The following is a 12104-nucleotide window of genomic DNA, read 5'->3' as shown; positions in this document are numbered from 1 at the left end:
TTACGGAGAAAAAAATGAAAGTTCGTGCTTCAGTCAAGAAATTATGCAGAAATTGTAAAATCATTAAACGTAATGGCATCGTTCGTGTTATTTGCGTTGAAGGTAAACACAAACAACGTCAAGGTTAATTTATTTAACTGGAAGGTTGGGCTTTTGCATATTTTTCTTGCCAAAGTATAGTAAAGCTGGCTAGAATAGCCAGCCTAGATTTATTTGTAAATTCACTGTTTGAGTATCCTGAAAACGGGCTTTTCAGTATGGTGAATTTGCTAAACATTAACAATAAAGGAGTGCATAGTGGCCCGTATAGCAGGCATTAACATTCCTGATCAACAACATGCTGTAATTGCTTTACAAGCAATTTATGGTATCGGAAATACTCGCGCTAAGACAATTTGTGCTGAAGCAGGTATTCCTGAACATGTTAAGATCAGAGAACTATCTGAAGATCAGATTGAAAAGTTACGTGAACAAGTCGCTAAATTCACTGTTGAAGGTGATTTACGCCGAGAAGTAACTATGAGTATCAAGCGTTTATTAGACCTTGGTTGTTATCGTGGAATGCGTCACCGTCGTGGACTTCCTGTTCGCGGTCAACGCACAAAGACTAACGCTCGTACCCGTAAGGGACCGCGTAAGCCAATCAAGAAATAATTGAGGTATAATTAAATGGCAAAGACACCTGTTCGTACACGTAAACGTGTAAAAAAGCAAGTTTCTGATGGTATAGCTCATATTCATGCATCATTCAACAATACAATCGTAACTATTACCGATCGTCAAGGTAATGCGTTAGGTTGGGCAACCGCTGGTGGTTCTGGTTTCCGTGGCTCTCGTAAATCAACTCCTTTTGCAGCTCAAGTGGCCGCAGAACGTTGTGCTGAAGCTGTCAAAGATTACGGAATTAAGAATCTGGAAGTTATGGTAAAAGGACCTGGTCCTGGTCGTGAGTCAACAATTCGTGCATTAAATGCAGCGGGTTATCGCATCACTAACATTACTGATGTTACTCCGATTCCTCATAACGGTTGTCGTCCACCAAAGAAACGTCGTGTTTAATTTTTTAAACATTGAATGTTTAGGATTATTGGAGAAATAAAATGGCAAGATATTTGGGACCAAAACTCAAATTAAGTCGTCGTGAAGGTACAGATTTATTCCTTAAATCTGGCGTCCGAGCGATTGATAGTAAATGTAAATTAGAACAAGCTCCTGGACAACATGGTGCGCGTAAACCGCGTTTATCAGATTATGGTGTTCAGTTACGTGAAAAGCAAAAAGTTAGACGTATTTATGGAATTTTAGAACGTCAATTCCGTAATTACTACAAAAGCGCTGCTCGCATTAAAGGCAATACTGGTGAAAACCTACTTGGTCTTTTAGAACGTCGCTTAGATAACGTTGTTTATCGCATGGGATTTGGTGCAACTCGTGCTGAAGCTCGTCAATTAGTTAGTCATAAAGCTGTTCTTGTTAATGGTCGTGTTGTGAATATTGCATCTTATCAAGTTTCACCTGAAGATGTGATTAGTGTTCGCGAAAAATCAAAAAAACAAGCACGTATTAAAGCCGCTTTAGAGTTAGCTGAACAACGTGAAAAACCAACATGGTTAGAAGTTGATGCTAGCAAAATGGAAGGTGTATTTAAACGCTTACCAGAACGTTCAGATTTATCTGCTGATATCAACGAACATTTGATCGTCGAACTTTACTCTAAGTAAAGTTTAGCACTTAAGAGAGGACATAATGCAGGGTTCTGTAACAGAGTTTTTAAAACCTCACCTAGTTGATGTTGTTCAATATAGCCAAACACATGCTAAAGTGACTTTAGAGCCACTAGAACGTGGTTTTGGCCATACTTTAGGTAATGCACTACGCCGCATTTTATTATCATCTATGCCGGGATATGCAGTAACCGAAGTTGAAATTGACGGTGTTCTGCATGAGTACAGTACTAAAGAAGGTGTTCAAGAAGATGTACTTGATATTCTGCTTAATTTAAAAAAATTAGCAGTGCGTGTACATACGAAAGATGATGTTATGCTGACTTTAAATAAATCGGGCATAGGTGCAGTAACAGCATCTGATATCACTCATGATGGTGATGTTGAAATTGTTAATCCTGATTTAGTGATTTGTCATCTTACTGATGCCAATGCTTCAATTAGTATGCGTATTCGTGTACAACGAGGACGTGGTTATGTCCCTGCTTCTGCTCGCGTTAAGTCAGAAGATGAAGAACGACCAATCGGTCGTCTGTTAGTTGACGCATGTTATAGCCCTGTAGAGCGCATTGCATATTCTGTTGATGCTGCTCGTGTGGAACAACGTACGGATTTAGATAAACTTGTTATCGATATGGAAACTAATGGTACTATCGATCCAGAAGAATCTATTCGTCGTGCATCAACTATTTTGGCTGAACAACTTGAAGCTTTCGTTGATTTACGAGATGTACGTCAACCAGAAGTTAAAGAAGATAAACCGGAATTTGATCCAATCCTTTTACGTCCAGTAGATGATTTGGAGTTAACTGTTCGGTCTGCTAATTGCTTAAAAGCAGAAGCAGTTCATTATATTGGTGATTTAGTACAACGTACCGAAGTTGAGTTACTTAAAACCCCTAATCTTGGTAAGAAATCACTTACTGAAATTAAGGACGTGCTCGCGTCTCGTGGTTTATCTTTAGGCATGCGTCTTGAGAATTGGCCACCAGCAAGTATTGTTGAAGACTAAGATAAAATTTATATAAGAAGGATAAAGTTATGCGCCATCGTAAAAGTGGTCGTCAACTGAACCGAAATAGCAGCCATCGTCAAGCAATGTTTCGTAACATGACAAGTTCACTTGTTGAACATGAAATCATCAAAACTACATTGCCTAAAGCAAAAGAGTTGCGTCGTGTTGTTGAACCGTTAATTACGCTAGCCAAAAGCGATAGCGTAGCTAATCGCCGTCTGGCTTTTGCTCGTATCCGTGATAAAGATACAGTTAAAAAATTATTTTCAGATTTAGGTCCACGTTTTGCTACCCGTCCTGGCGGTTATGTACGTATTTTAAAATGTGGTTTCCGTGATGGAGATAATGCTCCAATGGCTTATATTGAATTAGTTGATCGTCCTGCAGTAGAAGAAGCAGCATCAGCTGAATAATAATAAATCATTGTGTATTAAAACCGGCTATATGCCGGTTTTTTATTTTATGTTTACTATATTTGAAAACTCAAATTACTAACTTTAGTTAAAGTTAGTTAAAAACTAAAAGAGATCAAGACAAAATTATTAAATAAATAAATAATTGTTAACAACAGTTATTTACCTCATAAATACAATTAATAGTGAGGTGGTGGTATTTCTTCAGATAAATTAGCAATATTTGGAGGTTGTGTTGCTTGTAGTTTTTGAGACAATAACGTCAATTGCTCTTTTAATTTGCTAACATCAGCTTGAAGATTAGTTACCATTTGATTGAGTTCTTCGATGGTGATATCTTGAAAAGCTACTTTGGTTTCAAGTAATTCTAATTGCTGGTTCATAAAATAAATTCAATAGATTAGTTAATTAAATTACATTGTATGTAAAAATAGCTACGAAATCCATCCATGCTCTGCAAAAGAGACATATTCACCTTTACCTATAACAATATGATCTATGACTCGAATATCAACCAATTCACAAACTTCTTCTATTTTTTGTGTAAGATGACGATCTGCCTGACTAGGTTCTGCCACACCTGAAGGATGATTATGAGCTAGAATCAATGCAGCTGCGTTATGTTGTAATGCTCGCCTAACAACTTCTCTTGGGTGGACTTCAACACAATTATAGGTACCGACAAACATATCTTCTGATGCTATGACGTGATTTTGATTATCTAAAAAAATAACCATAAAAACTTCACGATCTTTATTAGCCAATCGACTAGCTAAATAGTGATGTGTCAAAGATGACGATGTCAAAAAATTATCGGTAGTCATTTTAACTTTTAAATATCTATAAGAAAGTTCAACAACTGCTTTCAATTGTGTATATTTAGCTGTTCCCAATCCTTTCTTCTTGCAAAAATCACTATGGCTTGCATTAATTAAATTATAAAAAGAACCAAACTCATTTAATAGCTTTTGTGACAGTTCCAAAACAGGCAAATCTCGAGTACCAGTGCGTAAAAAAAGAGCAAGTAATTCTGCATCACTGAGTGCTTCAACGCCAAATTTTAAAAGCTTCTCACGTGGCATTAATACTATTGGTTGTGAAGACATAGTTGCAGATCCCAATAATTGTAAAATAGAGATTATTAAAGGAAAAATTAGCAAAGCAAAATGATAATTTAAAATATTGGGAGTTGTTTCACAACTTATTAAGCAAAAACACAAAACAGAAGTAAATAAAAAGCGCTATAGAGCACTTTTAAAATTTAATTTGAATTAATTAAGAATTAGTGACAACCGCAGCCACCATGGCCACCGCCACAGCAGCCTGTGTTTTCATCATCTTCGTCTTCATGAGAATGTCCACCACAGCCACAACCGCCAAGTCCGTGATCATGACCATGCTCACCATGAATATGCCCGTGAGCAATTTCATCTTCAGTAGCTTCACGAATAGCCAATACTTCAACGTTAAATTGTAAATCTTGTCCAGCTAACATATGGTTTCCATCAATAGTGATGGTATCGCCATCGATAGCGGTGATTTCAACGGGTAAAGAACCATGCTCGGTATCAGCAAAAAATCGCATACCAACTTCAAGTTCATCTACACCAACAAAAACGTCACGAGGAACATTTTGTACAAGAGCATCATTAAAATCCCCGTAAGCATTAATTAGCTCAACGTCAAATTTGTCGCCAATTTGGTGACCATCTAATGCGTTCTCAAGATCTTGTAGCAAGTTACCTGCGCCATGTAAATATTCTAATGGCGCTGCCGTAGTTGCTTCATCAACTAAAACACCGTCTTTAGTGCGAACTTGGTATGCTAAACTAACCACTGTATTTTTTGCTATTTTCATTTTTTCTCCAACAAACTTTTATTGAGCAAATTACATTAGATTTTAACGGAAAAAAGAGTATAAGTATTCTAAATTTTATATTTTTGTTCAAAACTTACCAAAAAAATAAAATAAAAAAGGCGCAAACATTTAAGGTTTAGCGCCTTTTTCATATACACTGAGAACAGCTTATTTAAGTTCTAATTCATTCATCGCAGCGATGCTAAATCCACCGTCAACATGAATGACTTCACCTGTAATACCTGATGCTAAATCTGAACATAAAAATGCCGCTGAATTACCCACATCTTCGGTTGTCACAGTGCGACGGATTGGTGTTACTGATTCACAGTGAGATAACATTTTTTTGAAATCTTTAATACCCGATGCCGCCAGCGTACGAATAGGACCTGCTGAAATTGCATTAACACGGACACCTTCAGGACCCATAGCATTTGCCATATAACGCACATTTGCTTCTAGTGAGGCTTTAGCAAGTCCCATTACATTATAGTTAGGGATTGCACGCTCAGCACCAAGATAAGAAAGTGTCACTAATGCTGAATTTGGATTTAGCATTGAACGACATGCCTTAGCCATAGCAACGAAGCTATAAGAGCTAATATCGTGAGCAATAGCAAAACCTTCACGGGTAACGGCATTAACATAATCGCCATCTAATTGATCACCTGGTGCGAAAGCAATAGCATGAACAAAACCATCAAATTTATCCCAAGTTTTTGCAAGTTCAGAAAATAGTTCAGAGATGCTTTCATCATGAGCAACATCGCAAGGTAAAACGATTTTAGAACCAAAATCAGCGGCAAACTCTTCAACGCGTGTTTTTAATTTATCATTTTGGTAAGTAAAAGCGAGTTCAGCGCCTTCACGATGCATTGCTTGTGCAATACCGTAAGCAATTGAACGATTACTTGCAACACCAGTAACGAGTATACGTTTACCTGTTAAAAATCCCATAAATTATTCCTCTAATTTTCACTATATAGTCTAGGATGGTGACGATTATATGTTGATCAAGCCAACTTCGCTACTATAAATTTATTTTCGTTGATAGGTTTTTATTTTATTGCCTAAAATAAATGATTGTTTACCATATTAATATCCTACTATAATAGTCAACTATTGTTTTTTTATAGGAGGTATCAATTTGAATAATTTAGTTTGTTACAAAACATTGCCTATTTGGAATGCTGATACATTACCTGCGTTGTTGCGTCAAAAGCATAATACTCAAATTGGTACATGGGCCAAGTTAGAAATTTTAAAAGGAAGTATTGGTTTTGAAATGTTAACCGAACAAGGCGAAGTGATTACTAAGCATTGTTTTGATACTCAGCAGCAACCGCCATTTATATTGCCACAGCAATGGCACCGTATAGCCGAAATATCAGATGACTTACAGTGCCAGTTAGCATTTTATTGTGTGCCTGAGGATTATACTCAAAAAAATACCAAATGACCAAAACCCACTCCGAGGTAATTAGCGCAACAAAGATTATCCAAACAGGAAAGGCATTGGATTTAGGTTGTGGTTCAGGTCGTAATTCACTCTACTTGCAGTTACAAGGCTTTGATGTTACCGCGATTGATAAATCAGAACTCAGTATTGAAAACTTACAAAAAATCATTAATGATGATAACCTTAAGCACATTAATGCAATGGTTTACGATATCAATCAAGCAAATTTACCGGGCGAATATGATTTTATTTTTTCGACCGTTGTCATGATGTTTTTACAACCCGAAAGAATTCCAGCTATTATTAATAACATGCAAAAAATGACCAAATCAGGGGGATATAATTTAATTGTCACCGCCATGTCTACGTCTGATTATCCTTGCTCTGTTGGGTTTTCATTTACTTTTAAAGAAAACGAGTTGCACCAATATTACCAAGATTGGGAAATACTAAAATATAACGAAGATATTGGACAATTGCATAAAACAGATATACATGGAAACCGAATTAAATTAAGGTTTGCAACCTTATTGGCTAAAAAGAGATAACAATTACAGGATATATCATCCTGTAATTTAATATATTTGATTAAAGTGTATTTAGTTTTTCGCCAACTGTAAACCAAGCCTTGCGTGAGTTTAACAAATCTTGGGCAGGCATCGGTTTTTTCCCAGCAGGTTGCAAAAGTATCATATTCAATGCGCCGTTGCTGGTTGCAATACAAATGCCATTTTTATTGGCTTGCAAAATTGTGCCAGCCGGCTGTTTTGAATCCATTTTTACCACATGGGCTTGCCATACTTTTACTGGCTCACCATTAATCTCAAAATAACTCACTGGCCATGGGTTAAAAGCTCGAACGCAACGCTCAAGTTGCACGGCAGGCAAATTCCAATCAAGTTTAGCTTCCTGTTTTGACAGCTTTTCAGCATAGGTTGCTTGCGCCTCACCTTGTTTTTCAGGTTGGATTTTTCCTTCAGTGATTAACTCTAATGTATCAAGCAAGCCTTGGGGACCGAGCTTTGCGAGTTTCTCATACAGTGATGCGCTAGTATCGGATTGCTCAATAGGACAGGTAAGCTTATAAAGCATATCACCCGTATCAAGGCCTGCATCCATCTGCATAATGGTAATTCCTGTTTCTTGATCGCCTGCCCAGCAAGCACGCTGAATAGGGGCTGCGCCACGCCAGCGTGGTAGTAATGAACCATGCACATTTAAGCAACCTAACCTAGGTATACCAAGTACAGCTTGTGGCAAAATAAGTCCATAAGCAACAACAACCATAATGTCAGCATTTAATTCAGCAATAATTTTTTGATTTTCTTCGGATTTAAGCGTTGCTGGTTGATAAACAGGAATATTATGCTCAACAGCTAATTGTTTAACAGGGCTTGCTGTTAATTTATTACCACGACCTGCAGGGCGATCTGGTTGCGTAAAAACAGCAATTACATTATGGCGTGAGTTAATCAGAGCCTTTAAATGAGTTGCAGCAAAATCGGGTGTACCTGCAAAAATAATATTTAAAGGTTTAGTTGCATGTGGCATAAGCGTTATGTCCATAATCAAAATTTTATCTGAATTATACCCGAAATTTTAGTGAGAATCTTTAATCAAAAAGCGTTATGGATATAATAAGTGTTTTTAATTAGTATCAAATTTGACAATAATAACTATATAAATAAGTTATGCTGAATTATATCTTTTTTATAATAAAAATAATTTATGGCTAATTGTTTTTATTAAAATTTACTCAATAAGAAAATTATAATCAATGAATTATCTGAAATTTTTATAGAAAGAACAACAATCTTCACAATGCAGAAAGGTGTGAATATGACTGTCTTTTTCCAGCATTACAATGCGATGCTAACTAAGCAAAGTTAGAACACTAAATAAGAATGTTTGCTGAGGCATTAGGAATTTTGTAGAGAATTGCCACAACTTGAACGTAATCAACATTATTGGTTAAAATGTCCGAAACCTAACTGCCCCTAAACTCGAAACTAAAGCGTCTTTAACCAAGCTGTAACATCGCTACCTAAACACTTGTGTCGCATTGCGTATTGAACAAATGTTTGTATATAACCGAGTTTATTACCACAGTCATGGCTACGGCCTTTTATGCAATAGGCATCAACACGATCTTCTTTAAGTAACATGGCAATTGCGTCGGTCAATTGAATTTCGCCGCCAGCTCCTAATGGCGTTTTGGCAAGTAGAGGCCAGATTTTTTCAGATAGAACATAACGTCCAACAACGGATTGGTTTGATGGGGCTTCTTCAACTGATGGTTTTTCAACAACGCTGTACATTTGTGCAACATTACCTGCAGATAGTTCTTCACCACAGCAATCAACAATACCGTAAGAAGAAACTAATTCTTTTGGCACGGGCTCTACCATGATTTGACTATGTTTAGTTTCATGATAATTTTTGATCATTGCGGCTAAATTATCGCTGGCAAGGTCACTTTCGTATTCATCAATAATCACATCAGGTAAAACAACAGCAAATGGTTCATCACCAACTATTGGATAGGCGCATAGTACAGCATGACCAAGTCCTTTTGCCAAACCTTGGCGAATGCTGGTTATTGTTACATGTCTAGGTAAAATACCTTGTACTTCTTGCAATAATTGGCGTTTAACACGCGCTTCTAATATAGCTTCTAATTCAAAACTAGTATCAAAATGGTTTTCAATTGAGTTTTTTGATGAGTGTGTAACAAATATAATTTCAGTTATGCCTGAAGCAATACACTCTTTAACTACATATTGGATAAGTGGCTTATCAACAACGGGTAGCATCTCTTTGGGGATAGCTTTAGTAGCTGGTAACATGCGTGTTCCCAAACCTGCAACAGGGATAACTGCTTTTTTTATTTTTCCATTCACTGAATTGTCTAAATTTGATGTCATTTTATTTCCTTAAAACAAATTAACTAATAATGTTGCTATAATTACTTCACTACGGTAACCATTAACAAATTTATTTTTGACTCACACTGACTTTTATATATGAGTAAATCATCCACTCATTTTTGTATCTGTTTAATGGTTGATAAATCGTTAGATTCAATTAGCAAAGGATTATCTATGTCTTTAGCTAAAGAATCAATAGCGATATAAACAATTTGGCAATTTTGTAACACGGCTTGCCTTACTACAAATTTTGCTTTTCGGTCACGCGCTTCTTTTTGTGCTTTGCTGATGTAAAGATCATCATATAAAGAGGCTCTTTCGAATAAATTTGGTGTTCGCCAAAATGTCTGTTTGGGATAATTGCGAACAAGAATTTGATCGGTTAATTTGCCTTTTATTCCTGCATAACTACTGGGCAAATGTTTGCCTTCTCGACTCTGGCTAATATAAACATGCTGATAGATTGGTTTATTTGAAGGGAGTGGGTTTAATAAAAATTCAATACCTGATAGGTTTGAATATTGACAATTTTCCATAGTTAAAGGTGCAGTTCGAAAGTTTAACGAGCTGCACCCAACAAGTAAAAATAATGTAACTGTAAATAAAATACGTGACATTTTACTAAATATATTTAAGACGTTAAAATATTTGTAGACAGTCTATAACCTTAGTTACATTTTATCACTCACTTTTTCGGCTGTATGTGAAATGGCTTTTCCACCTGATTCGACATCTTGACCAACACCTTTTACGGTGTTACATCCAACAATAAGCGTTGTCATTGCTATACCTAATATTAACATTAACATTTTATGGAACATAAAAATACACTCCTTTATTAACATGATTGTTTTAGTGCAGCAAATGCTTCTGCCACACGTTCGATATTATGGTGATTTAAACCCGCTACACACATTCTTCCGCTACCCACCAAATAAATAGCAAAATTATCTTTCAATTGTGTAACTTGCTCTTTACTAAAACCAGTATAACTGAACATGCCCTGTTGTTTTACTAAATGATCAAAATGACAATCAGGTGCTGCTTTTTTTAATAATTCAACTAGAGTTGATCGCATGGTTACGATGCGAGTTCTCATCGAGTCGACTTCTTTTAACCATTGTGCCTTAAGTTCTGGATTATTTAAAACATAACTCACTAACTGCACGCCATATGCCGCTGGGGTTGAATAATTTTGGCGAACAGTTGCTTGTAACTGTCCTAACACGCGGTTAGCGATCTGGTTGTTATCACATAAAACGGATAATCCTCCCACTCGTTCACCATAAAGTGAAAATGTTTTCGAAAATGAGTTACTAACAAATCCACACAATCCTACATCTGCCATTTTTCGAATCGCATAAACGTCTTGTTCAATACCTTTGCCAAAGCCTTGATAAGCAATATCCATAAATGGAATAAGATCTCGTGCTTGTAAAACAGCTATTACTTTATCCCACTGTGCTTGCGTTAGATCGGCGCCAGTTGGGTTATGGCAACAAGGGTGTAGCAAGGCTATGCTTTTAGCTGGTAGTTGATTTAATGTTTCAAGCATTGCTTCAAATTTTACGCCACATGTTTGTTCATCAAAGTAAGGATATTGGTTTACTTTAAAACCTGCACCATTAAAAATGGCGATGTGATTTTCCCAAGTTGGATCGCTGACCCATACTTGTGAATTTGGGAAATAGCGAAATAAAAAATCAGCACCTATTTTAAGAGCCCCCGATCCACCTAAGGTTTGTATCGTTGCGATACGTTTATCTTTAGAGGCCGAATGATCTTCACCAAATAATAAAGATTGAATCGCTTGGCAATAAGCTGGTAGGCCACTCATGGGTAAATACAATTGAGCATCTTGGTTGTGATGATAGATATAATCACGCGCCGTTTTAATACATTGTAGTTGAGGCACTATGCTATTTTCATCATAATAATAACCAATACTTAAATTTATTTTGTTGTCTCGACTATCATTAATAAATTCAGTTACTAGTGATAAGATGGGGTCCCCTGCGTACGGCTCTACTTTTTCAAACATTTTTACAATCCAATTGGTACAAATAATAATAATAATAAATAATTGTAGATTATTGCACCAACTCTATTGGCGATCAATCATTAAATAATAGTTTAATAGCAAATAATTAAGTTGATTTTTGGTTGGAAAATTGCCGTTTTTAATAAGAGGAATTAAAGAACAAAATAACCCCAAAAATTATGTTTTTATATTAATTTTATACTGAAACACATAGTTACCTGAAACTTTTTGACAAAAATTAGCACCCATTGGTGCTAATCTGATAAGCAAATTTATTTAGCGGCAATAACTTCGATTTCGACTTTGGCATCTTTGGGAATTCGAGCTACTTGTACGCAAGAACGTGCAGGGAAAGATGCATTATTTTCAATAAAAAAGGCTTCGTATACTGCATTTACCGTAGTAAAGTCATTGATATCGGCTAAGAAAATAGTCGTTTTAACGATATTACTTACTTGATAGCCAGCCGCAGTGATGATCGCTTTAACATTAGCTAAACTTTGTTTGGCTTGCTCTTTAACACAAGTTGGCATTTCACCAGTTGTTGGATCTAATGGAATTTGTCCTGAGGCAAATAACATATTACCTAAATCTACTGCTTGAACATAAGGCCCAATAGCTGCTGGCGCTTTATCAGTACTAATTATTTTTGCCATGTCCGATTTTC

At 36.3% G+C, this 12104-nt stretch carries 16 protein-coding genes and 1 pseudogene; 7 read left to right on the top strand and 10 right to left on the bottom strand.

The features are described 5' to 3' along the window. The first annotated feature begins 14 nt into the window (after window positions 1–14). The 6 genes from rpmJ to rplQ all read left to right on the top strand — a co-directional run bounded on the left by rpmJ (window position 15) and on the right by rplQ (window position 3152). Window positions 15–128 (top strand): 50S ribosomal protein L36, encoded by a 114-nt coding sequence (gene rpmJ / locus ACGH49_RS03285; protein WP_025314403.1) that lies wholly within the window; start codon window positions 15–17, stop codon window positions 126–128. Between the two features lie 169 nt (window positions 129–297). Next, complete coding sequence (gene rpsM, locus ACGH49_RS03280) at window positions 298–654, top strand: 30S ribosomal protein S13 (protein ID WP_025314404.1); 357 nt, start codon at window positions 298–300, stop codon at window positions 652–654. Window positions 655–669: 15 nt separating this feature from the next. After that, window positions 670–1059, top strand: coding sequence for a 30S ribosomal protein S11 (rpsK, locus tag ACGH49_RS03275; RefSeq protein WP_025314405.1), 390 nt, complete (start codon window positions 670–672; stop codon window positions 1057–1059). Between the two features lie 41 nt (window positions 1060–1100). Continuing rightward, a complete protein-coding gene (gene rpsD / locus ACGH49_RS03270; RefSeq protein WP_034911134.1) occupies window positions 1101–1721 on the top strand; it encodes a 30S ribosomal protein S4 in 621 nt (206 codons plus the stop codon). Between the two features lie 25 nt (window positions 1722–1746). Further along, window positions 1747–2736 (top strand): DNA-directed RNA polymerase subunit alpha, encoded by a 990-nt coding sequence (locus ACGH49_RS03265; RefSeq protein WP_034911133.1) that lies wholly within the window; start codon window positions 1747–1749, stop codon window positions 2734–2736. A gap of 29 nt (window positions 2737–2765) precedes the next feature. Continuing rightward, complete coding sequence (gene rplQ / locus ACGH49_RS03260) at window positions 2766–3152, top strand: 50S ribosomal protein L17 (RefSeq protein ID WP_065589720.1); 387 nt, start codon at window positions 2766–2768, stop codon at window positions 3150–3152. Window positions 3153–3331: 179 nt separating this feature from the next. On the opposite strand, the gene ACGH49_RS03255 is transcribed toward rplQ, so the two are convergent. From ACGH49_RS03255 to fabI, 4 genes are all read right to left on the bottom strand, one after another. After that, window positions 3332–3535 (bottom strand): SlyX family protein, encoded by a 204-nt coding sequence (locus ACGH49_RS03255; protein ID WP_411588228.1) that lies wholly within the window; start codon window positions 3533–3535, stop codon window positions 3332–3334. A 51-nt stretch (window positions 3536–3586) separates the two neighbouring features. Further along, the gene (gene radC / locus ACGH49_RS03250; RefSeq protein ID WP_065605954.1) at window positions 3587–4258 is read right to left on the bottom strand and encodes a RadC family protein; all 672 of its coding nucleotides are present in this window, start codon (window positions 4256–4258) and stop codon (window positions 3587–3589) included. A gap of 176 nt (window positions 4259–4434) precedes the next feature. Beyond that, a complete protein-coding gene (gene slyD, locus ACGH49_RS03245; protein WP_411588227.1) occupies window positions 4435–5010 on the bottom strand; it encodes a peptidylprolyl isomerase in 576 nt (191 codons plus the stop codon). Between the two features lie 168 nt (window positions 5011–5178). Next, window positions 5179–5967: an enoyl-ACP reductase FabI gene (fabI, locus tag ACGH49_RS03240; RefSeq protein WP_034911124.1), complete on the bottom strand. Its 789-nt coding sequence runs from the start codon at window positions 5965–5967 to the stop codon at window positions 5179–5181. A 190-nt stretch (window positions 5968–6157) separates the two neighbouring features. Between fabI and tehB the strand changes: the two are divergent. Then, window positions 6158–7017 (top strand): annotated as a pseudogene (tehB, locus tag ACGH49_RS03235) (SAM-dependent methyltransferase TehB). A gap of 40 nt (window positions 7018–7057) precedes the next feature. On the opposite strand, the gene fmt reads toward tehB, so the two are convergent. The 6 genes from fmt to ACGH49_RS03205 all read right to left on the bottom strand — a co-directional run bounded on the left by fmt (window position 7058) and on the right by ACGH49_RS03205 (window position 12093). Then, window positions 7058–8020: a methionyl-tRNA formyltransferase gene (fmt, locus tag ACGH49_RS03230; RefSeq protein WP_296207962.1), complete on the bottom strand. Its 963-nt coding sequence runs from the start codon at window positions 8018–8020 to the stop codon at window positions 7058–7060. A 458-nt stretch (window positions 8021–8478) separates the two neighbouring features. Then, on the bottom strand, window positions 8479–9393 hold the full coding sequence (galU, locus tag ACGH49_RS03225) for a UTP--glucose-1-phosphate uridylyltransferase GalU (RefSeq protein WP_411588226.1): 915 nt from the start codon (window positions 9391–9393) through the stop codon (window positions 8479–8481). Between the two features lie 116 nt (window positions 9394–9509). Beyond that, the gene (locus ACGH49_RS03220) at window positions 9510–9932 is read right to left on the bottom strand and encodes a hypothetical protein (RefSeq protein ID WP_411588225.1); all 423 of its coding nucleotides are present in this window, start codon (window positions 9930–9932) and stop codon (window positions 9510–9512) included. 135 nt (window positions 9933–10067) lie between these two features. Further along, window positions 10068–10199 (bottom strand): entericidin A/B family lipoprotein, encoded by a 132-nt coding sequence (locus ACGH49_RS03215; protein ID WP_411588277.1) that lies wholly within the window; start codon window positions 10197–10199, stop codon window positions 10068–10070. Window positions 10200–10234: 35 nt separating this feature from the next. After that, entirely contained in the window at window positions 10235–11437 is a 1203-nt protein-coding gene (locus ACGH49_RS03210; RefSeq protein ID WP_065605968.1) for an aromatic amino acid transaminase, read from the bottom strand. 272 nt (window positions 11438–11709) lie between these two features. Continuing rightward, window positions 11710–12093 carry a RidA family protein gene (locus ACGH49_RS03205; protein WP_065605970.1) on the bottom strand — a complete coding sequence of 128 codons (384 nt, stop codon included), beginning with the start codon at window positions 12091–12093 and terminating at the stop codon, window positions 11710–11712. Window positions 12094–12104: the final 11 nt, after the last annotated feature.

The sequence above is a fragment of the Gilliamella sp. BG7 genome (assembly GCF_046635565.1).
Taxonomy (GTDB): domain Bacteria; phylum Pseudomonadota; class Gammaproteobacteria; order Enterobacterales; family Orbaceae; genus Gilliamella; species Gilliamella apicola_P.
This window is presented reverse-complemented; position numbering and strand designations above follow the sequence as displayed.